The 20,415-nt window shown below is 62.4% G+C and carries 21 protein-coding genes; 10 read left to right on the top strand and 11 right to left on the bottom strand.

Going from position 1 to position 20,415, the window contains the following annotated elements; all coding sequences use genetic code 11:
- Positions 1–25 precede the first annotated feature (25 nt).
- Entirely contained in the window at positions 26–394 is a 369-nt protein-coding gene (locus tag ACNPM8_RS03275; protein ID WP_105658650.1) for a GntR family transcriptional regulator, read from the bottom strand.
- Positions 391–1,728 (bottom strand): hypothetical protein, encoded by a 1,338-nt coding sequence (locus ACNPM8_RS03270; protein WP_448939296.1) that lies wholly within the window; start codon positions 1,726–1,728, stop codon positions 391–393. The genes ACNPM8_RS03275 and ACNPM8_RS03270 overlap by 4 nt, the downstream gene beginning before the upstream one ends.
- Here ACNPM8_RS03270 and ACNPM8_RS03265 point away from each other — a divergent pair.
- The 3 genes from ACNPM8_RS03265 to ACNPM8_RS03255 all read left to right on the top strand — a co-directional run bounded on the left by ACNPM8_RS03265 (position 1,715) and on the right by ACNPM8_RS03255 (position 4,971).
- Positions 1,715–1,945, top strand: a complete 231-nt coding sequence (locus tag ACNPM8_RS03265; protein ID WP_041648259.1) for a hypothetical protein — start codon at positions 1,715–1,717, stop codon at positions 1,943–1,945. The two genes, ACNPM8_RS03270 and ACNPM8_RS03265, sit on opposite strands and share 14 nt — an antisense overlap.
- Before the next feature lie 64 nt (positions 1,946–2,009).
- Positions 2,010–3,443 carry an aldehyde dehydrogenase family protein gene (locus tag ACNPM8_RS03260; RefSeq protein WP_105658648.1) on the top strand — a complete coding sequence of 478 codons (1,434 nt, stop codon included), beginning with the start codon at positions 2,010–2,012 and terminating at the stop codon, positions 3,441–3,443.
- Positions 3,444–3,522: 79 nt separating this feature from the next.
- Positions 3,523–4,971 (top strand): amino acid permease, encoded by a 1,449-nt coding sequence (locus tag ACNPM8_RS03255; RefSeq protein ID WP_105658647.1) that lies wholly within the window; start codon positions 3,523–3,525, stop codon positions 4,969–4,971.
- On the opposite strand, the gene pgm is transcribed toward ACNPM8_RS03255, so the two are convergent.
- Entirely contained in the window at positions 4,968–6,566 is a 1,599-nt protein-coding gene (pgm, locus tag ACNPM8_RS03250) for a phosphoglucomutase (alpha-D-glucose-1,6-bisphosphate-dependent) (protein ID WP_448939295.1), read from the bottom strand. The two genes, ACNPM8_RS03255 and pgm, sit on opposite strands and share 4 nt — an antisense overlap.
- Before the next feature lie 56 nt (positions 6,567–6,622).
- Between pgm and ACNPM8_RS03245 the strand changes: the two genes are divergently transcribed.
- Entirely contained in the window at positions 6,623–6,961 is a 339-nt protein-coding gene (locus tag ACNPM8_RS03245; RefSeq protein ID WP_105658645.1) for a DUF4190 domain-containing protein, read from the top strand.
- A 63-nt stretch (positions 6,962–7,024) separates the two neighbouring features.
- On the opposite strand, the gene ACNPM8_RS03240 is transcribed toward ACNPM8_RS03245, so the two are convergent.
- Together ACNPM8_RS03240 and ACNPM8_RS03235 are read right to left on the bottom strand one after the other, a co-directional pair.
- Entirely contained in the window at positions 7,025–8,482 is a 1,458-nt protein-coding gene (locus tag ACNPM8_RS03240) for a peptide MFS transporter (protein WP_105658644.1), read from the bottom strand.
- Positions 8,483–8,534: 52 nt separating this feature from the next.
- Positions 8,535–9,881 carry an amidase gene (locus tag ACNPM8_RS03235; RefSeq protein ID WP_388024683.1) on the bottom strand — a complete coding sequence of 449 codons (1,347 nt, stop codon included), beginning with the start codon at positions 9,879–9,881 and terminating at the stop codon, positions 8,535–8,537.
- 67 nt (positions 9,882–9,948) lie between these two features.
- On the opposite strand from ACNPM8_RS03235, the gene ACNPM8_RS03230 reads away from it, so the two are divergent.
- Both ACNPM8_RS03230 and pheA read left to right on the top strand, forming a co-directional pair.
- Positions 9,949–10,275: a rhodanese-like domain-containing protein gene (locus tag ACNPM8_RS03230; protein ID WP_105658642.1), complete on the top strand. Its 327-nt coding sequence runs from the start codon at positions 9,949–9,951 to the stop codon at positions 10,273–10,275.
- A complete protein-coding gene (pheA, locus tag ACNPM8_RS03225; RefSeq protein WP_133833728.1) occupies positions 10,272–11,195 on the top strand; it encodes a prephenate dehydratase in 924 nt (307 codons plus the stop codon). The genes ACNPM8_RS03230 and pheA overlap by 4 nt, the downstream gene beginning before the upstream one ends.
- Positions 11,196–11,260: 65 nt before the next feature.
- Here pheA and ACNPM8_RS03220 read toward each other — a convergent pair whose 3' ends face one another.
- Positions 11,261–12,307 carry a diacylglycerol/lipid kinase family protein gene (locus ACNPM8_RS03220; RefSeq protein ID WP_105658640.1) on the bottom strand — a complete coding sequence of 349 codons (1,047 nt, stop codon included), beginning with the start codon at positions 12,305–12,307 and terminating at the stop codon, positions 11,261–11,263.
- 38 nt (positions 12,308–12,345) lie between these two features.
- Here ACNPM8_RS03220 and serS point away from each other — a divergent pair, with 38 nt between their 5' ends.
- Complete coding sequence (serS, locus tag ACNPM8_RS03215; RefSeq protein ID WP_105658639.1) at positions 12,346–13,623, top strand: serine--tRNA ligase; 1,278 nt, start codon at positions 12,346–12,348, stop codon at positions 13,621–13,623.
- Between the two features lie 124 nt (positions 13,624–13,747).
- On the top strand, positions 13,748–14,578 hold the full coding sequence (locus ACNPM8_RS03210) for an HAD family hydrolase (protein ID WP_388024681.1): 831 nt from the start codon (positions 13,748–13,750) through the stop codon (positions 14,576–14,578).
- A 9-nt stretch (positions 14,579–14,587) separates the two neighbouring features.
- Here the strand turns inward: ACNPM8_RS03210 and ACNPM8_RS03205 are convergent, their stop codons facing one another.
- A complete protein-coding gene (locus ACNPM8_RS03205; protein ID WP_105658637.1) occupies positions 14,588–15,190 on the bottom strand; it encodes a hypothetical protein in 603 nt (200 codons plus the stop codon).
- Positions 15,191–15,248: 58 nt separating this feature from the next.
- Positions 15,249–15,884, bottom strand: a complete 636-nt coding sequence (gene yczE, locus ACNPM8_RS03200) for a membrane protein YczE (protein ID WP_388024678.1) — start codon at positions 15,882–15,884, stop codon at positions 15,249–15,251.
- A gap of 61 nt (positions 15,885–15,945) precedes the next feature.
- On the opposite strand from yczE (ACNPM8_RS03200), the gene yczR reads away from it, so the two are divergent.
- Positions 15,946–17,346, top strand: a complete 1,401-nt coding sequence (gene yczR / locus ACNPM8_RS03195) for a MocR-like transcription factor YczR (protein ID WP_448939294.1) — start codon at positions 15,946–15,948, stop codon at positions 17,344–17,346.
- 26 nt (positions 17,347–17,372) lie between these two features.
- Here yczR and yczE (ACNPM8_RS03190) read toward each other — a convergent pair whose 3' ends face one another.
- From yczE (ACNPM8_RS03190) to ACNPM8_RS03180, 3 genes are all read right to left on the bottom strand, one after another.
- Positions 17,373–18,032 (bottom strand): membrane protein YczE, encoded by a 660-nt coding sequence (gene yczE / locus ACNPM8_RS03190; RefSeq protein ID WP_388024675.1) that lies wholly within the window; start codon positions 18,030–18,032, stop codon positions 17,373–17,375.
- Positions 18,033–18,211: 179 nt separating this feature from the next.
- A complete protein-coding gene (locus ACNPM8_RS03185) occupies positions 18,212–18,433 on the bottom strand; it encodes a hypothetical protein (RefSeq protein ID WP_388024673.1) in 222 nt (73 codons plus the stop codon).
- Complete coding sequence (locus ACNPM8_RS03180) at positions 18,421–19,065, bottom strand: pyroglutamyl-peptidase I family protein (RefSeq protein WP_388024672.1); 645 nt, start codon at positions 19,063–19,065, stop codon at positions 18,421–18,423. The genes ACNPM8_RS03185 and ACNPM8_RS03180 overlap by 13 nt, the downstream gene beginning before the upstream one ends.
- Positions 19,066–19,148: 83 nt before the next feature.
- On the opposite strand from ACNPM8_RS03180, the gene ACNPM8_RS03175 reads away from it, so the two are divergent.
- Positions 19,149–20,357 carry a DNA recombination protein RmuC gene (locus ACNPM8_RS03175; RefSeq protein WP_448939293.1) on the top strand — a complete coding sequence of 403 codons (1,209 nt, stop codon included), beginning with the start codon at positions 19,149–19,151 and terminating at the stop codon, positions 20,355–20,357.
- Positions 20,358–20,415: the final 58 nt, after the last annotated feature.

Below are 20,415 nucleotides of genomic sequence, written 5' to 3'. Positions count from 1 at the left end.
ACGCACAACCGGTTCCGAGGACAAGTTACTTACGCTCGCGCCGCGCCACCAAGGCCTTGAGCGTGGCCGCATCCACCTTCTGCGCGGCCGCCAACGCCCAGAGGTGATCCACGGCGGCCAGGAGATCTTCACTGGTATCCACCGGCTGCGGCCGCTCGTTGACCACTGTGCCGGCACGGCGCCGGGAGGTGATCAGCTCTTCGGCTTCCAGCTCCTTGTAGGCGCGCGCCACTGTACCGGCAGCGACGCCGAGGTCCGTGGCCAGCGCACGCACAGTAGGCAGCTTGCTCCCCGAGGGCAGATCTCCCAAGGAGATCAGTGAAGCAATCTGCGAGCGGATCTGCTCATAGGGCGGGGTAGCTGCTTGGAGGTCAACACTGATCTGCGTGCTCATGAAGTAGCTGCCGGCTGATGTTCCCGCACGAAGGCGCTACCGGGGCGCTCTAGGAAAATGACTGCTGGGACAACGAAGATGAGCAATGCAAAGAGTCCCAGCCCGGCCGGGAATCCGTAGCCAATGAGCAGCATGGCTACCACTGCACTGGTGTTAACACGCATTGAACGCAGTTCCAGGACCTTGCGGTACCAGATTTCTTCGGCCGACGAGACAGCCCAGGGAATAATTGCCCGGCGGTAGAACCAGACGAATCCAAGATGGGTTGCCAGCAACAGCAGGATCAATCCTGCAACCATTGTCTTGCCTGGAGGCACGAAGCCCCACAAATAGTCCAGCGGCGGATCGAGCAGAAAATAGGTGCTGGTGGCAAACAGCAAGCCAGCGGCGATGTAGGACCACAAGGGCAGGGGCGCGTGGTACTTGGGTGCTGCAGACGCCTGCCGGGCCACCGTGCTGACGTAGCTGAGATAAAGCGCATTGAGAACGGCATAGCTCAAAGCCGCACCGGCAAAGATCATTAGGATCCACGTAGTTCGCTCATTGGTAGGCATCTGGAGCTCGTCATCCAGTGGCAAGAATGACCAGCCGATTGCAACGCTGAGCAAGGTGAGTGCTGCAGTTACGTATTGCAAGGTGAATAGTTGATCACGCAAACGCGAGAAGGCGGTCCGTTCCCTGGTGGTGGATTGAGCTGAGAATGTAGAGCGCGGTCCCCAGAAGAGCAACGTGAGGGCGACCGCAAGGGCGCCATAGCTAACGAACTCGTACTGTCCATCCGGCGAATTAGCCTGCGAGTAATTGACCACCGACACGGTGAAGGCCAGCAAGACGATGCCGATATTGCGCATCAAGCGGTTGAGCCAGACCGTGCGCAACGCTTGGTTGTCTTCGGCCGAGATGCCGGCCAAGGCAGGTCTTTTCAGGATAACTACGGTAATCACAGCCGCGGCCACGATGATCCCTGCCAGGGCCACGATGAATACCGGGAGCATCTGTGTGCCCGGCAACCGCCCATCATACGGACCCTCCGACGTGTATGAATAGATGCCGTCAAAATCAAAGGTCGTGAATTCCGAGGCCGGAACGCCAACGAGCCCTTCGACTTTGGACGCCGGCCACAGGGAGCCGACCGCGATCAGCAGCAAAAGCCCAACGAAAGCCCCTAGGGCCTTGGGAAATGGAGTTGTCAGGCTGCGGGCCTCTAATGAAGCGGTGCGCACTGGCTGGAGTTCCTTGGGCCAAGTGAACAAGCCGATGAGGTAAACCAGAAGAACCCAGATCCCCGGAGTGAGTGCTTCAGCGAGAGCCGAACCTGAATTGGGCTCGGTCATTGAAACGCGCCAGGTCTCAGACAAATCCCATGAGGTTGAAGCAAAGAATGCGATCAATGCGCACCAGAACGAGTGGGATCGGGCCCGGTCGATAGCTGGTGTTCCACGCCTGTGCGCCACCGAACGCAACCAAACGCAGATGATTGCGGCAACGAAAGCGATGGATATGGCGCTCGCCGAGAACTGGTTCATGGAAATCAATGTATCAACTATTTGATACATATTGAATCCTCTGGCGAATTAAACGATGAAAAATAGTCCCAGTGACGTACGCTCAAATCATGGGTCTGTTTACTTCCACTCCGTTGCCCGAACCGGTCGGTGATTCCGCACCTCCGGTGGACGAGCATCCATCGCGCATAGCAACAGTTCTGAGTCATTTGCGGCGTTCTGCGGACACGCGGATCACGCATCCGCGACGCTTCCGCCTGCAGCAGCTCAAGGCACTGGAGAAGATGCTGGAAGAGCATCTGGAAGACTTCGTCCAGGCCTTGGCTGAGGACTTGGGCAAGAGTGCCACCGAAGCCAAATTCTCCGAAATCGACGTGGTGCGCGCGGAAATAGATTTCGCCCAGCGCCACCTCGTTGAGTGGATGGATTCCACCAGTGTCAAGGTTCCGCTGGCCTTGCAGCCAGCCATGGCCAAGGTCGAGCCGCGCCCGCTGGGGGTCGTGCTGATTATCGGAGCCTGGAACTATCCGGTTCAGCTGGTGCTCGCACCGCTGGTCGCGGCCATTGCTGCCGGCAACGCTGCGGTCATCAAGCCATCCGAGCTGGCTCCTGCGACCTCAGGCGCCTTGGCCAAGTTCCTCCCGGTCTACCTCGACGAACGGGTTTACGCGGTAGTTGAAGGCGGCGTGGATACCTCCACCGAGTTGCTTGCCGCCCGCTGGGACCACATTTTCTACACCGGCGGCGAACGCGTGGCCAAGATCGTGGCTGCCGCGGCCGCGAAGCATCTGACGCCTACCACCTTGGAATTGGGCGGAAAATCGCCGGCCGTGGTGGAGAACGATTCGTTGGCTTCCGCGAAGCGCTTGGCTTACGCCAAGTTCATGAATGCCGGCCAGACCTGCGTGGCGCCGGATTACGTATTGAGCGTGGGCGACTCGTCTGAGCTCATCAGGCGCCTGGGCCAGGCCATCACCAGCTTCTACGGCAAGGAACCGCTGACCCATCCGGACTTTGGCCGCATCGTCAGCCGCAAGCACTTTGAGCGGCTGCTGTCGATGTTCGAGCAAGGCGAGGTGGTTTTCGGCGGCGAGTACGACGAGGATACCCTGCGCATCGCGCCGAGCATCATGCGCAATGTGGACCTCGAGGGAAGTTTGATGACCGAAGAGATTTTCGGTCCGATCCTGCCGGTGATCGAAGTGGAAACCTTCGAGGAAGCCCTCGAATTCATTGCCCGGCGGCCGTCGCCGCTGGCCGCTTACCTGATGAGCGAAAGCCCGCGCCTGCAGTCGATTTTCTCTGATCGGGTGCGAGCCGGCTCCATTGTGCATAATGCTCCGTTGGCCCAGATGATCGTTCCAACCCTGCCTTTCGGCGGTGTGGGACCGAGCGGAATGGGGGCCTACCACGGCAAGCACGGGTTCGAACGGCTTTCGCAGATGCGCTCGGAATTCAACAAAACAACCGTCGTTGATACCCTGAGCGCAATATATCCTCCATATTCATGGGCCAAGCGAAAGATTATTGATCGCTTACTGTAGCGCGGTTCATAGCTTTATGGCTTGTCAGGGTGCTTGGATTGATAGGTTGGAAATTTTCAAGCATCAGGAGATGTAACGCATGACTGAGCCCGCACCGTCCCAGGACGGTTTGAAGCGTGGCCTCAAAGCTCGCCATATGCAGATGATTGCCATTGGCGGCTCGATTGGTACCGGACTATTCGTCGCGTCCGGCGGCACCATTGCCCAAGCTGGCCCCGGTGGCTCGCTGGTGGCCTACGCGCTGATCGGCATGATGGTGCTGCTCTTGATGCAGTCGTTGGGAGAAATGAGCGCCCGGCTTCCGGTCGCCGGCTCCTTCCAGACTTACGCAACGGTCTTCGTGAACCGCCACTTCGGCTTCGCGATCGGCTGGAACTACTGGTTCAACTGGGCCATTACCGTGGCTGCCGAACTGGTGGCAGCTGGCATCATCATGTCCTACTGGTTCCCTGATGCCCCGGGATGGATCTGGGCGGCCATCTTCCTGGTGCTGCTCACCGGATTGAATGCGCTGTCCGCCAAGGCCTTTGGCGAGGGCGAATACTGGTTGGCCGCGATCAAGGTCATCACCGTGGTGGTCTTCTTGATCTGCGGTGTCGCGATGATCTTCGGCATCCTGGGCGACTCCACCCCTGGCTTCAGCAATTGGACCGATGGCGAAGCGCCATTTGTTGGCGGCTGGCTGTCCATCGTCTCGGTCTTCATGATCGCCGGTTTCTCCTTCCAGGGAACCGAACTGATCGGCGTGGCCGCCGGTGAAGCCGAGAACCCCCAGCGCGACATCCCACGCGCCATCAAGGCGATCTTCTGGCGCATCATGCTCTTCTACATCGGCGCGATCTTCGTCATTGGCATGCTGATCCCGTATATGGATCCATCCCTGCTCTCTTCCGAGGCATCGGATATCACCACCTCGCCATTCACCCTGGTCTTCGAACGTGCGGGCGTAGCCTTCGCCGCGGCACTGATGAATGCGGTGATCCTGTCGGCTATCCTCTCCGCAGGCAACTCCGGCCTATATGCCTCTGCGCGCATGCTTTATTCGATGGCGTTGGACGGCAAGGCTCCAAAGATCTTCGCCCGCTTGAACAAGCGCGGCGTTCCCATGCCGGCAATGCTTCTAACCGCCTCGGTAGGCCTTTTCGGTTTCCTGACCGCGATTGTCGGCCAGGGTTCGGCATATACCTGGTTGCTGAACGTTTCGGGTCTCTCCGGCTTCATTGCCTGGGTGGGTATCGCAGTGTGCCACTACAAATTCCGTAAGGCATATATTGCCAGCGGGCAGGATCTCGCGAACCTGCCGTACAAGGCGCCACTGTTCCCGTTGGGACCGATCCTGGCTTTCGTGATCCTGATCGTGGTGATCGTCGGCCAGAACTACCAGGCGATCGTGGATGGAAACTTGCTGCAGATGGCTTCGAGCTACATTGGCTTGCCGATCTTCCTGCTGCTCTGGCTGGGCCACTGGCTGGCTACCCGCAAGCAGCCAGCCGTGGCCATCGATCCATGGACCGCAAAGCTGCACTAGCCAGCTAGCGCAGCATCAACAATCACCCGAGCTTCAGCCAGCACCTGCTGCAGATGCTCGGGTGATTTTGTTGATTCTGCATAGATCTTGTAGATGTCTTCCGTGCCCGATGGGCGCGCGGCAAACCATGCGTGCTCGCTGGAAACCTTCAAGCCGCCAATGGGGAAGCCGGCCGCTTGCGTGGCCTTGGCGGTAATCGGATCCGATGCCAGTTCGGTAGCGGTGACCATCGATGGGTCCAGCTTGCCCAGTACGGCCTTCTGCTCGCGGTTTGCGGGCGCGTCAAAGCGGTCGTAGAAGCTGGGGCCGTGGCGCTCTACCAGTTCGGCATGCAGCTGGCTGGGGCTCTTGCCGGTTACTGCGCGGATCTCGCTGGCCAGCAGGGCCAGCATCAGGCCGTCCTTGTCGGTGCTGAATGCCTTGCCGGAGAAGTCCAAGAAGCTTGCCCCGGCCGATTCCTCGCCGCAAAAAGCGACCCTGCCGGAAGCCAGCGGTTCAACGAAGTACTTGAAGCCCACCGGTACCTCGCGCAGGGTCCGGCTGTGGGAAGCCACCACCTTGTCGATGAGCACCGAGGAGACCAGGGTCTTGCCGATCTGGGCATCACCTGGCCACTGCGGACGGTGGGTGAGCAGGTAGTCGATGGCCACGGCCAGGAAGTGGTTCGGATTCATCAGGCCGGCATCCGGGGTGACAATGCCGTGGCGGTCAGCATCGGCATCGTTCCCGGTCGCGATGTCGTACTTCTCGCGATTGGCCACGAGGGAGGCCATTGCATGGGCGGAGGAGCAATCCATGCGGATCTTCCCGTCCTTGTCCAAGGTCATGAAGCCGAAGCGCGGATCCACGGACTCGTTGACCACTTCGAGGTTCAGGCCGTATCGGCGGCCGATTTCGCCCCAGTAGTGCACCGAAGCCCCGCCCAGCGGATCTGCGCCAATGGAAATGCCGGACTCGGCGATGGCCTTGAAGTCGATGACTTCAGCCATATTGGCGATGTACAGTTCGCGGAAGTCGAAGGGCCGGGCATTCGGCTCGCCGCGCTTGACCGCTCCGCTGGCCAGCAATTCGTTGGCCCGTGCAGCGATGGGTCCGGTGATTCCGGATTCTGCCGGTCCGCCATGCGGCGGGTTGTACTTGATGCCGCCGTCGGTTGGCGGGTTGTGCGATGGGGTGATGATCAGGCCATCGGCCTGTTCGCCGCCGCTAGCGTTATGTACCAGGATTGCGTGGCTGACCGCTGGAGTGGGAGTCAGTCCGTCATCGGCGAGCACGGTGACGCCGTTGCCTGCCAAGACTTCAAGGGCGGTGCGGTATGCGGGCGCGGAGAGTGCGTGGCTGTCCTTGCCCACGTACATCGGGCCGGTGATCCCCGCACCGTTGCGGTAGTCGACCACGGCCTGGGTGATCGCAGCGATATGCATTTCATTGAAGGTGGTGTTCAGGGAGCTTCCGCGATGTCCCGAGGTGCCGAAAATGACGGCCTGGTCGGGGTTGCCGCTGGAAGGAACCAGGGTGCTGTAGGCATCGAGTACCTCCTGCAAATTGATCAGGTCTGATTCTTGGGCTGGCTGGCCAGCTCGGAGGTGTGCCACAGATTGCCTTTCAGATTGATGCGCTTATCGCAGTTTCGTAGAAGAATGGTAGGCAAATGAGCTACTACCAGTATCCGCAGAACCCCTACCAACGACCGCCTGAATCCGCCGGCCTCTCGGTGGCTTCCCTGGTGCTTGGCATCTTGTCGTTGCTAGGCTTCACTGTCATTATCCTTGTTCCGCTGGCCGGAGTCATTACCGGGCACCTGGCCTACCGGCGTGAACCCAGCTCCCGGGGCTTGAGCCTAGCCGGGCTAATTACCTCATGGATTGGATTGGCACTAGCCATAGTCATTTATGCGGTAGCCATCTGGTTCTTCTGGGCATTGTCAACCGGGTTCGGCTACGACTCGTATTACGACAACGTGACCTTCTCACAAGGGCTTCTTCGATAATCCCCGGGCATGAAAAAAGCGGTTGGTTCAAATGAACCAACCGCTTTTCGCATGCTCGAACGCTTAGAGGATCGGGCCCATCAGCTTCTTCAAGGCCGGGGTAGCTGCCATCATGGCAATACCCAGGACAACAGCGGTGCCGCCCATGGCGATGAAGTACGGGATCTCGTTGCCCTCGGTGTAGTAGCCGGCCAGCACACCCGACAGGGTGGTGCCCAGCGAAACCGACAGGAAGAACAAGGCGATCATCTGGGTGCCGAAGGCGGCCGGAGCCAGCTTGGTGGCAATTGCCTGGCCCACTGGCGAGAGCAGCAGCTCGGCAAAGGTGCACAGCAGCAGGATGCCGACCAGCGCCAGCAGCGGGGTCTTCACGAAGGATTCCAGCGGGATGAACAGCAAGAAGGCCGCACCCACAACCACCAGTGCCAGGCCGAACTTCATTGAAGTGCGTGGCTGGCGCTTGCCCAGTTTGGTCCACAGTGCGGCGAAGATACCGGCGAAGATGATGATGAAGACCGGGTTGATCGAGGTAACCCAGCTCGGTGGCATTTCCCAGCTGCCCAGGTGGCGGTCCAGGCGCTGATCCGAGTAAGCGGCAATGAAGGTGAACTGCTGCTGGAACAGGGCCCAGAAGGCAGCCGAACCGATGTAGAACGGAATGAATGCCCAGACTTGCTTGCGCTCGGTGGCGTCAACCTTCTTGCTGCGCAGGATCAACGCGAAGTAGATGATCGAAGCGGCGATCACCACGTAGGCGATGGTGCTTGCCAAATTCTCCGGAGTCACGATCTTGGATGCGAAAGCGGCAATGATCAAAACGATCACGGCAGCGAAGATGACCACATAGCGGTTGCGCTCAGAGGCAGGCAGCGGGTTGCTTGGGATGCGGCCGGAGTCCGGCAGCTTCTTGCGTCCAAGGGCATAGATCCCCAGGCCGATAGCCATGCCGACCGCGGCAGCGGCGAAGCCGATGTGGAAGCCGTACTGGACCTGCAGCCAACCGGTGAGCAGTGGGCCGAGCAGCCCGCCGATGTTCACGCCCATGTAGAACAGGGAGAAGCCGGCATCGATGCGCGGATCTTCCTTGGAGTACAGGGAGCCCACCAGGGCTACAGCGTTGGCCTTCAGGCCGCCGGAACCGACGGCAACGAAGATCAGGCCGATAACCAGTCCGGCATAGCCGGGCAGGAGCGCCAGGCCAATATGGCCGATCATGATCGCGATAGCCGAGAAGAACAGGACGCGTTCCGAGCCGAACAGGCGGTCGGAGAGCCACGCGCCCAGGATGGTGGACAGGTAGACAGCGCCGCCGTAGGCGCCGACCAGCGACAGAGCCAAACCCTGGTCCATGCCCAGGCCGCCGTCGGTGACCGAGTAGTACATGTAGTAAGCCAGCAAGCCCTGCATGCCGTAGAAGGAGAATCGTTCCCACATTTCCACGCTGAAGAGGCTTGCGAGCGCACCGGGGTGACCGAAGAAGGTCTTTCCGGAAGCTTTGGTGCTCGTTGTTGCAGTAGACATACGTAATATTTTTCGCCCTTGCCCACCCGAGTACCTACTTATATGGGAAAGGTCACACCTGCATCTGGACGGCCAGCGCGAGCAGCAGTCCTTCGTCCGAGCGCGGGGAAATCAGCTGAATACTCATTGGTAACCCCTCGTTGGAGTGGCCTACCGGAACGGTGATGGCCGCTACTGAGGCGACGTTCACCATGGAGGTGTAGGGGGTGTACCGGCACTGCAACATATAATCCACATCGGCTGTGGATTGTGTATAGTGCCCGATCTTCGGCGGGATCGAGGCCATGGCAGGGGTGGCCACGACATCGTAGGCGGACCATTGGCGCACGAAGTCGGCCGCAATCTGCTTCAACCTCGAACCTGCCTGCAGGCTCTGTTCCAGCGAGCGGTCGGCGGCACGTCGGCGGAAATCCCTTGCCAAGTCGCCGAGCAGCGAATCATCCGCGACCGGAACGTCTTTCAGGCCATTGGTCCACACCGCCGCGAAGGTTTCCGGATAGTCCGTGGCGTAGTGCAGGTTGGCCGGCTGGACGCGATGCCGTTCTCCAAGGCGTTCAAGGCCCTGGGCAAATGAAGCCCGGGCTTCTTGCGCCAGGGTAATTTCATAGACCGGTTCAAACGGGGAATGGGTGCTGTACCCAATCTTCAGCCCGTCCAGGCGCTGGGGGTAGCTTCCCTGCAGCAACGGCAGATAGTGGTCCTTGCCGCGCATGGCGTCAAGCAGCAAAGCCGCATCCAAGGCATCATGGGCCAACGGTCCGCTAACCGCTAGCTTCGGTGCGCCCATGGGATCGGTGTAGCCATCAAGGATGTCGCTGGGAACGCGGCCCAAAGAAGGCTTCAGGCCTACCAGCCCGCAGGCGGCCGCGGGGATGCGAACCGAACCGCCGCCATCAGAGCCCGGACCCAGCGGAATCATGCCGGCGGCAATCGCCGCGGCCTGCCCGCCAGAGGAACCGCCCGACGAGCGCGTGGGATCAAAGGGATTGCGTGATGGGGGCGCCACGAGGTTCTCTGAATAGCTGCTCAGCCCGAATTCCGGAACCTGCGTCTTGCCCAGGACCACCACGCCCTCGGCGCGCAGCCTGGCCACCAAGGAGTGATCACGTTCAGCGACCATCGCAGGCATCGCCGCAGTGCCATAGGTGGTAGGCATCCCGGCCACGTCATTGAGGTCCTTGAACGCGGTGGGGAGCCCATGCAAGCGGCCAATGTCGCCACGGGCATGCGCCTGGTCCGCCGCTGCCGCGGCCTCCATCGCATTTTCTGCCACGTGGACGAAAGCACCTAGGTCCGCCTGCTCTTCGATGCGCTTGAGGTAGTGCTCGGTGACCTCGCGGCTTGAACGCTCGCCGCGGGCCAGCTCGTCTCGCAATTTCAGGGCGCTTGAGGGAAACATGTCGGCTTTCGACGCAGGAAATGACTAGTCTTATAAGCAAACACCCTATGTGAGAGGAATGCTAGCCGTGAGCGATTTTGAGACTGTTTCGGTCAATGATGTCCCGAAGGATGCCTTCATCCTTGACGTGCGCGAAGACTTCGAATGGGAAGCAGGCCGTGCTGCCGGAGCAACCCATATTCCCCTTGGCTCCTTGCCAGAGAAGATTTCCGAGCTTGACCCGGATGTAGACACCTACGTCATCTGCCGTACCGGTGGCCGTTCGGCCCAGGCCGCATCATGGCTCACCGTGATGGGCTACACCGCCTTCAACGTCGCCGGCGGTTCCGATGCGTGGATCGAAGCGGGCTTGCCAATGGAAGCGGATAACGGCCAGGAGCCAACCGTACGATGAACTATGCCTATCTGGGACCTGCTGGCACTTTCACCGAGTCGGCCCTGCTGCAGGTTCCCGGGGCTGCCGAGGCGCAGCGGATCGCGGCCTCCAACGTCAACGTGGCGCTGACCATGGTGCGCGAGGGGACCGCGGACGCGGCGATGGTCCCGATCGAGAACTCGGTAGAAGGCGGCGTTTCGGCCACCTTGGACGCCATTGCGCAGGGCGAAGCCCTGCAGATTGTTTCCGAAATCCTGGTTCCGATCACTTTCGTGCTGGCGGTACGCCCCGGCATCGACTCGCTGGAGCAGATCAGGCAGATCTCCACCCACGGGCATGCCTGGGCGCAGTGCCGCTTATGGGCCGAAGCGAATATTCCCGGGGCCGCATTCACCCCGGCTTCTTCCACGGCAGCCGGCGCCCTGGCTCTCGAAGAGGACGAACCGCCGCATGATGCGGCGATCTGCTCTCCGCTGGTAGCCCAGGAGCGCGGCCTGAAGGTGCTGGCCAGCGGGGTCGAGGACAATATCGGCGCGGTGACCCGCTTCATCCTCGTGACTCGTCCGGGAAGGATTCCGCAGCCTACCGGCGTGGACAAGTCAACGCTGATCCTGCCGCTGCCCGAGGACCGTCCCGGTGCGCTGATGGAAATCCTCGAGCAATTCACCGCGCGCGGCGTGAACCTCTCGCGCATCGAATCGCGTCCTACCGGCAAGAGCCTGGGCGAGTACTTCTTCTCCGTCGATATCGAAGGCCACGTGGCCGAGGAACGCGTTGCCGCCGCCTTGTCGGGGCTGCACCGGCTGTCCCCGCAGCTGCGCTTCCTCGGTTCCTACCCAGCCGCCCAAGGCCTGGAGCCGGCCGTGGATACGCATAATTCAGATGCGGCCTTCAGTGAAGCCCGTGCCTGGGTGCAGTCGCTGCGCGACCGGCTTTAAGCAGGCAGCGCGAAGGCCCGGCCTAGCTCCCCGCAAGGGGAAATCGGCCGGGCCTTCGGCATGCGCTACGGGGTGCGCAGGCGCAGGGCGCTCGGGTTCACGGACACCTGCAGTTCGTTGACCTGGCCGGTGGGGTCCCCGTCGATCTGGGTATTCATCGGCTCATCGCAACGCAGCGACACGCCAGAGGTCTGGTAGAAGCTCATCACCGGAATCTTGTTCTTGGCGCGGAATGCGGTCTTGAGCAGGATCCAGGTCCAGCCGGCGGCCGAGCGGGGAGAAAGGATCACTGCGTCGAGCACGCCGTCGTCGATCTTGGCGTCGGGCACGAAATCCAGGCCCTGCAGCTTTCCGCAGTTGGCGAAGAGCACCGAACGGACCTTGCGGGTCTGCCAGCTCTCGTCGCCCGAGAGCTTGAAGCTGACCTTCTTGCGCTGGCCCGGCAACTGGCGCAGGCCGGCTTCCGAGTAGGCCAGCCAGCCGACCTTGGATTTCAGCTCTTCGTTGGTGTCGTCAAACAGGTCGGCGTCGGTGCCCACGCCGGCGATGACCAGGAAAGCATGATCCGCCTCCTTGCCGTCCAGCAGCTGCAGCTTCATGTGCCCGACGTCGATCCGGCGAACCATCCCGCGCACTGCCACCAGCGCCGCGGTGTGCAGGTCATCGAGCGGAATATCCACGTTGCGGGCCAGCAGGTTGCCAGTGCCCAGCGGCAGGATTCCCAGGGATGCGCCGGTGCCTTCGAGCACTTCCGCGACGGCGCGGATGGTTCCGTCGCCACCTGCGGCAATAATTGTGTCGCATTGCGCATCGAGTGCTTCACGGGCTGCATCCTGGCCGGCGTTGTCCTTGGTCGTTTCAAGGACCAGCGGTGCTTCCAGGCCCGCTTCAGCGCAGACGCGGACCACGGCTTCCCTTGCTTCGTCAGCACCTGACTTGGAAGGATTGATGACCAGGGCCACCTTGGTAGCCGCTGCCTGTTCAGCCGCTTCGGGCTGCTTGATCAGCGGTTTGCTGTAGTTCGAAAGCTTGCGCACCGAATACCAACTGGTCGCCGCGGCGGCAGCTGCAGCAGCCACGGCAGAGAAAACGATCACACGATTTGTCTGCATAATGCTCTCATCGTACTCATGATTGCTACCCTTAACATGTGATCGACCTGAAAATGCTCACCGAAAATCCGGATTTGTACCGTGCCTCGCAACGCGCGCGCGGTGCCGACGAGTCGTTAATTGACCAGCTGCTGGCAGCTGACACGGCACGTCGTGAAACCATCGCCACCTACGAGCGCCTGCGTGCCGAGCAGAATGCGTTCTCCAAGAAGGTCGGCAAGGCCAAGGGCGACGAGCGCGCCGCCCTGCTTGCCGAGGTCAAGGAGCTCGCTGCCGCGGTGAAGTCCGCCCAGGCCGAGTCCGACGCGGCCTCCGCCAAGTGCACCGCACTGCAGCGTTCCATCCCCAACCTGATCATCGACGGCATCCCGGCCGGCGGCGAGGATGACTTCACCGTCGTCAAGCACGTGGGCACCGCCCGCGACTTCAAGGCCGAGGGCTTCGAGCCGCTGGACCACCTGCAGATCGCCGAGAAGCTGGACGCCATCGACATGGAACGCGGCGCCAAGGTTTCCGGCTCGCGCTTCTACTTCCTCAAGGGCATCGGCGCCCGGCTGGAAATCGCGATGATGAACATGGCCCTGGATGTGGCCATGGCGCACGACTTCATCCCGATGATCACCCCGACCCTGGTCCGCCCCGAAACCATGCAGGGCACCGGCTTCGATGTCGAGCACGACGACGAGATCTACAAGCTCGAGCGCGACAACATGTACCTGGTCGGCACCTCGGAGGTGGCCCTGGCCGGCTACCACGCGGACGAGATCATGGATCTGGCCGACGGCCCGATCCGCTACGCCGGATGGTCCTCCTGCTACCGCCGCGAGGCTGGTTCGGCTGGCAAGGACACCCGCGGCATCATCCGCGTGCACCAGTTCAACAAGCTGGAGATGTTCGTCTACGCCAGCGTCGAGGACGCCGAAGCAGAGCACCAGAAGCTGCTGGCCATGGAAGAGGACATGCTCGGGCGCATGGAACTTCCCTACCGCGTGATCGACACCGCCGCCGGAGATTTGGGCATGAGCGCCGCGCGCAAGTTCGACTGCGAAGCCTGGGTTCCTACCCAGGGCACCTTCCGCGAACTGACCTCGACCTCGAACTGCACCACCTTCCAGGCCCGCCGCCTGAATATCCGCGAACGCGAGATCATCGACGGCAAGGCCGGCAAGACCCGTTCGGTGGCGACGCTGAACGGCACCCTGGCGACCACCCGCTGGCTCGTGGCGATTCTGGAAAACCACCAGAACCCGGACGGTTCGGTCAACGTGCCCAAGGCGCTGCAGCCTTACCTTGGCGGACTCGAAGTACTCAAGTAGCCAATGACCGGCCATTTGCCGGCTGCCCCTCGCGGGCAGCCGGCAAATGCTTTTAACCGGTTGTTCACTTGGCGCTGTGCCTTGGGTCATCGCCAAAAACCCGCGGTGGTGGTTAACTTGAGCCATGACTGTTATGACTAAGCTCGGCAACGATGACCGGCTGACCAAGCAAAAATTGATGATTTGCCTTGACGTGGATGGCACCATCGTCAACCACCAGGGGGAAATGAGCCAGCGTGTGCGCGATGCCGCGCGGGCTGTAGTGGCCCAAGGCCATGAGGTAATCATCTCCACCGGCCGCTCCTTGGGTGCGGCCCTGCCCATCATGGCGGAACTGGGCATCGACCATGGCTATGTCGTGGTCAGCAACGGCGGCGTGCTCGCGAAGGTGTCCCAGGACGAAGTCGAGATCCTGCACCGCGAGATCTTCGACCCGTCGACAGCGCTCAGGGCGCTGCGCGACCAGCTTCCCAAAGCCAAGTACGCCTTGGAAAACGAGCGCGGCGAATTCCTTTCCAGCGAAACCTTCGGCGACATGAGCTTTGGCGCCGAGAGCAAGGTCGTTGATTTCGGCGAGCTGGTCAACAGCAAGGCCGTGCGCGTGGTGGTTTTCTCCACCGACAACACCGCCGAGGAATTCGGGCATGCCGTGCAGAGCCTGGGGCTCTCCGGGGTGACCTACTCGGTGGGCTGGACCGCTTGGCTGGATATTGCCGCCGAGGGTACCACCAAGGCCAGCGGCCTGGAGCGGCTGCGGGCGATCCTGAAGGTCGATTCGAAGGACTCGCTGGCAGTAGGCGATGGCCGGAATGACGTCGAAATGCTGCAGTGGGCCGGACATGGCGTGGCCATGGGCCAAGCGCCGGAAGAGGTCAAGGCAGCGGCCGACGCCGTGACCGAAGGCGTAGACCAGGATGGCCTGGCCATCGTCCTGGAAGGGCTGCTGGGCAGCTAGCGCCAGGGTCTAGAGCTGGTCGGTGTATTCCAGCAGCCGGGCGATCGCTGCCCGCGCGCCCAGCTCGTCGTTGTAGCCCGAACGCACGATCGCCGCAGATACTGCCTGGGGAGTGATTCCCAGGATCCCGGCGACCGCTTTTTGCTGCCCGCGCACACCGGGAGTCAACAGGTCAACGACGGACCATTCGGCCTCGGTGCGGGTGCGGATCCACTGTCCGAGCATGCGCAGCAGGCCCTCGAGCTCGCCGTCCATCTCGTCATTGCCCGAGGAAACGCAGATCGGGACCCTTTCGCCGCGGTGGCTGGCCGCCTCCAGCGCGCCGAGCGCGCGCCGCGCCGCCCTGCCCTCGACCAGGTCGGCCTCTGCGGGCACCGGCTCGTACAGGCTGCCGATACCCAGCCCGATATTGCAGAAGTTCAGCCGTGCCACGCGCAGCAGCGCGTCGACGGCGGCATCGGGGTCACTGGGCACTCCGAGCAGCAGCTGCCCGCTGAGCGCGGTGAACGGCGCGTGGGTGTCGACTTGTTCCAGCTGGTGCCAGAGCTGCTCGCTGGCGGCGGCGACATCGGTGACCGAGCGGGGCCGGGGGCTGAGCGCAACGACAAACATGATTCAAGTATTGCGTGTGCAACCGGGTTTGTCGCGCACTGCGCGCTGCAGGCTGCGGCTAGCTCCCCTGCGGAAGCCGAATGCTGGCGCGCCGGATGAACAACTGCGTCGCCGGGCCGATGAGCAGTGCGTAGGCCATGGTGCCGATGCCTACCGGTCCGCCCAGCAGCCAGCCGATGGCCAGCACCGAGAGTTCCAGGGCCGTGCGGACCAGTCGGATCGAAACGCCGGTGCGCCGATGCAACCCGGTCATGAGGCCATCGCGCGGACCGGCGCCGAAGTGGCTCCCGATATACAGTGCCCCACCCAGCCCGTTGACCAGGATTGCCGCGGCCAGCGTGAGGATCTGCCAGCCCAGGCCATGGACTTCAGGCAGGAAGCGCAGGAAGGCGTCCAGCGCGATTCCCAGGTACAGCGTGTTCGCGATGGTGCCGAGGCCGGGCCATTGCCTCAGCGGGATCCACGCCAGCAGCACCAGGATCCCGACCAGGATGATGATCGTCCCGAGCGAGAGCGGCAGGTGATTCGCGATGCCCAGATGCAGCACATCCCAGGGATCAACGCCGAGCTGGGCCCGGATCATCATGGCCATGGCGAAAGCGTAGAGGGTCAGGCCGAGGAAAAGGGTAGTGAGGCGCAGGGGCAGTCGTCCGGCGGAAAGCTGCTGGCGCGGAGACAGGTTCGTTATGGTCATGGAAGCAATGCTCCGGTAAAGTGGACTTGGAAAAAATAGCCAATTACGAATGGGTGGATCCATGGGACGCGTCACAGCCGCGACGCTTGCGGGCATGCTCGGTGCCGTTGATGCTTCAATGCCCGCCTACCGCTGGCTCTTCCTGGCAATGCGGGCGCTGATTGCCAACGGCCGGATCCTGCATGGCACGGCGCTGCCCAGCGAACGCGACGCCGTCCAAGCCTTGGGGCTGAGCCGCACCACGGTGTCGCGAGCCTACTCCGAACTGCGCGATGCCGGGTACGCCAGTGCCCGCCGCGGCTCGGGGACCATCGCCCAACTGCCCGGCGGCCCGGTATCCGGAGGTGCCGAACCGCTGCCGCTGGGCGGATTCGGGCCGCTGCCCGGAAGCCGCGCCCTCGATCTGACGTGCGCGGCGCCAAATGCCCCTGCGGGAATGATCGCCGAGTTCGAAGCAGCGCTCGAGGAGCTTCCGCGCTACGCCGCGACCATGGGCTACTATCCGTTGGGCATCGAGCCATTGCGCGCCGCCCTGGCCGAGCAGTACACCCGCAAGGGGCTGCCGACCAGTCCGGAACAGATCATCGTCACCTCCGGGGCGCTCTCCTCGATCGCCGCTGCCGGGCGCGCGGTGCTTGGCCGCGGGCAGACGGTGCTGGCGGAAACGCCCACCTATCCGAATTCGCTGCTGGCGCTGAAGGCCCACGGGGCGCGCACCGCCGCTGTGCCGATCGGCCCGGAAGGATCGGATCTGGAGCAGATCGCCGAAGCCTTGCAAAGGATCTCACCCGCGGTGATGCTGTGCCTGCCGGATTTCCACAACCCGGTGGGAACGCTGCTCGATGATGCCGGACGCGCACGCTGGGCCTCCGAGCTCGATCGTGCGGGAACCGTGGGAATTGTCGATGAGACCTGCGCCGAGCTATGGCTCGATGAGCGGCCCGAGGTATTGCCGATGGCCGCATTCTCCAGGAACCTGATCAGCGTGGGCAGCGCCAGCAAGTCGCACTGGGGAGGCCTGCGCCTGGGCTGGATCCGCGCCCCGCGCCACCTGGCTGGAGCGCTTGCCCGCTCCCGGATGAGCATGGATCTGGGGGCGCCGGTACTGGAACAGCTGGTGCTGGCCAATGCGCTCGCCTCGCAGTCGGCCCTGTCCCCGGCGACCCGCGAGGAGCTGCGCGGGAACCGCGATTGGATGATCGGCGAATTGGGCAAGGTGCTGCCCGACTGGGAACCCAACCGGCCTTCCGGCGGCCTGAGCTTGTGGTGCCATTTGCCCCAGCCGCGTTCCAGCGTGCTGGCGCGCCGGCTGAAAGGCATCCTGCTGGCCCCCGGAGCGACCTTTGCCGTCGAAGGGCACGGGCTGGAGCACTATATGCGCCTGCCCTTCGCCCAGGATCGCTCGCAACTGGAGCAGGCCCTGCCGGCCATTGCCGCGGCATGGCGCCAGGTGGCTGCGTAGCCTCCGGCCCCAAGCGGCTGGCGGAACTAGGACAGGGTGGGGCTGGGCGCGCCCTGCTGGGCGGGCAGCGCAACGGTCGTGTACTTGAAGAAGAACTGCGTAGCGGGGCCAATCAGCAGCGCATAAGCCACCGTGCCCACGCCCACCGGACCGCCGAGCAACCAGCCGATCCCCAGCACGCACACCTCGATAATGGTGCGCAGCAGGCGGATCGATTTGCCGGTGCGCAAATGCAGCCCGGTCATCAGGCCGTCGCGCGGGCCGGGGCCGAAATGGCAGCCGATGTACAGGGCGCCGCCAAGGCCATTGACGGCGATGGCGCCAACCAGGGTCAGGATCTGCCAGCCCAATCCGTGGACATCAGGGATGAGCCAGAGAAAGAAGTCCAGGCCAAGCCCGATGAGCAGCACATTGGCGACGGTGCCTAATCCTGGCCACTGCTTGAGCGGAATCCAGGCCAGCAGCACCACGACACCGACGATGATCACGATCGTTCCCAGCGACAGCGGAATGTAGTTGGCCAGGCCCAGGTGAAGCACATCCCACGGATCCACGCCGAGCTGGGCGCGGATCAGCAGTGCCATGGCCAGCGCAAATAGCATGAGGCCGATGAACAGATTTGCAAGACGCAGGGGCAGCTTTCCGGCACGCAGCTGATCGAGCGGAGTGAGATTATGCAGGGTCATGATGCTTCAAGGCTAGCCCTGCGCTGAACCCCGGCAGTAATCCCGCAAGTATCAGATGGTCACATTCCTAGTCCCAGTCCAGCCATGGGGCAGCGAGCCCCGAGACGACCAGGGCGAAAGCTCCGATGAAAAGAAGGCCGATGGAAAGCGAAAAAAGAACCATCCAGCGGGTGGGACTGCTATTCATTATCGGATCCAGGCTTTCGTTTCATCATGATCCCGGTCAAGCGGGCCACCGAGTAGACGGCGCCAAACAGGGGAATAGGTATGGCTAGGGCCAGCGGTATGGCGGTGCGCACACAGCGTTCGCGGAGGAACTGCACCAGCACAAGGACCGTGCCCAGCGCCCACAGCACCAGAATGCCAACTTCCGGGCCGTCCAGTGCCATTACCGCTTCCATGGAAGCAGTCTATCCACTGGGTCGACGCTTCCCAGTATCGCAAGGCCCAGGGCCGACGATAGCCGGCTCAGGTCCCCGGGCCGAGGTTGGCTGGCCGATGCGTCGGTTTCAGCACCAACCGTGGCTCGAACCCCTGGCGGGCGCAGTGCGGGAACATGGATGAACAATGCCGGGACCGGTTGGGAATACGCCAAATACGCAATGTGGTTGCACACGAAACGCCCGGCATCCTCGGAGACCCTTGCCTCATGGCCTGCGGCGAGCAGGGCGCGGACGGCCGCTGCTGGATCAAGTGTGGCATCCAAGCGTCCTGGCGCGTTCGTCTTGATGGCCGCTGACCGTGGCTGGGCGCCATCATTGTCGGGGATGCGGGCATCATCTTCGTTAAAAGCCCATCGCTCCGGCGTGATTGCATGCCGGCCTCCGGCTTCGCCGACGCAAATCAGCGCATCGGGCTGGTGCTTCGCCACGAGCGATTCGAGAGCCTTGCCGGAGGCCGCGAAGGACACCGGAAGCATGGCGGTGAGGACCTGATGCTCGCCCAGCTGCCTGGGAAGGTTGGAAACGGCTTCCTGGCTGGCATTGAATTCGTCGTTGCCGAAGGGCTCGAAACCGGTGACCAAAATATGCATGGACCCATTATGGACCCAAACTGTCGGTGTCCGCTGATAGGACTGAGGCAATGGTCCGCTCGACAGTTCTTGGTTAGGTGCTCATGGTAATCGCGGTTTTTGTACTCGTCATCCTGAATATTCTGGCAACGGCATGTATTGCCTCGCTGCTGGTGCGCAGGACATCCAGCTCTGATGGCACCCAGATCCAGGACTCGGTGCGTGCTGCTAATGCGGAGCTCCGGCAGGAACTGGGGACCCAGCGCACCGAACTGCGCCAGGGGATGGGCGAAGTGCGTACCGAGATCGACGCCAAGCTGACCGCGATGGCAGAAGCCAATGCGAACCGCCATCTGCAGGTCCAGGGGCTGCTCCAGCAGGAAATGGAGAAACTGCGCTCGGGCAATGAAGCCAAACTCGAGAAGATGCGCGAGACGGTGGACGAGAAGCTCCAGGGGACCTTGGAGAAGCGGCTGGGCGAATCCTTTGAACTGGTCAGCAAGCGGCTGGAAATGGTGCAGAAGGGGCTGGGGGAAATGCAGAGCCTGGCCCAGGATGTCGGCGGGCTGAAACGCGTGCTCACCAACGTGAAGAGCCGTGGTTCATGGGGCGAAGTGCAGCTTTCGCGCCAGCTGGAAGACATCCTCACCGCAGAGCAGTACGAGCAGAACGTGGCGGTCGTGCCCGGCAGCCGCGAGGTCGTGGAGTTCGCGGTGATCCTGCCCGGGCGGGATGCCGGAACGATCTATCTGCCAATCGACTCCAAGCTGCCGCAAGAGGACTACGAGCGCCTGCTCGATGCCCAGGAGCACGGCGACAAGGCCGTCATCGCCGCTGCGGGCAAGGCGCTGGACCGGGCGATCCTTGAGCAGGCCAAGCTGATCTCCAGCAAGTACATCGCCCCGCCGTACAGCACCGACTTCGCCATCATGTACCTGCCCACCGAGGGGCTGTTCGCCGAGGTTGTGCGCAGCCCGGGGCTGGCCAGCAAGCTGCAGGCCGAGCACCGGGTGCTGGTCACGGGGCCGACCACCCTGATGAGCCTGCTGAACTCCTTGCAAATGGGTTTCCGGACACTGGCCATTGAGAAGCGCAGCAGCGAGGTATGGCAGGTGCTCTCGGCGGCCAAGGAAGAGTTCCGCAAGTACGGAGATGTCTGGGACAAGCTGGGCAAGCAGCTGGCCACAGCGCAGAACACGGTGCGCGATGCCGGTACCCGGACCCGTGCGGTGGAGCGGAAACTCAAGGACGTGCAGACCCTGGAAGTTTCCGCGCAGGAAGATGTGCTCAGCGGAATGCTGCCTGAAGCCTAGCGCCGGGCAGGTCCGGGTCTCCGGCAGTGAACCGGCAGCAAAAGCAATGGCGGGGGGG

This window comes from Glutamicibacter sp. AGC46 (assembly GCF_053543715.1).
This window is presented reverse-complemented; position numbering and strand designations above follow the sequence as displayed.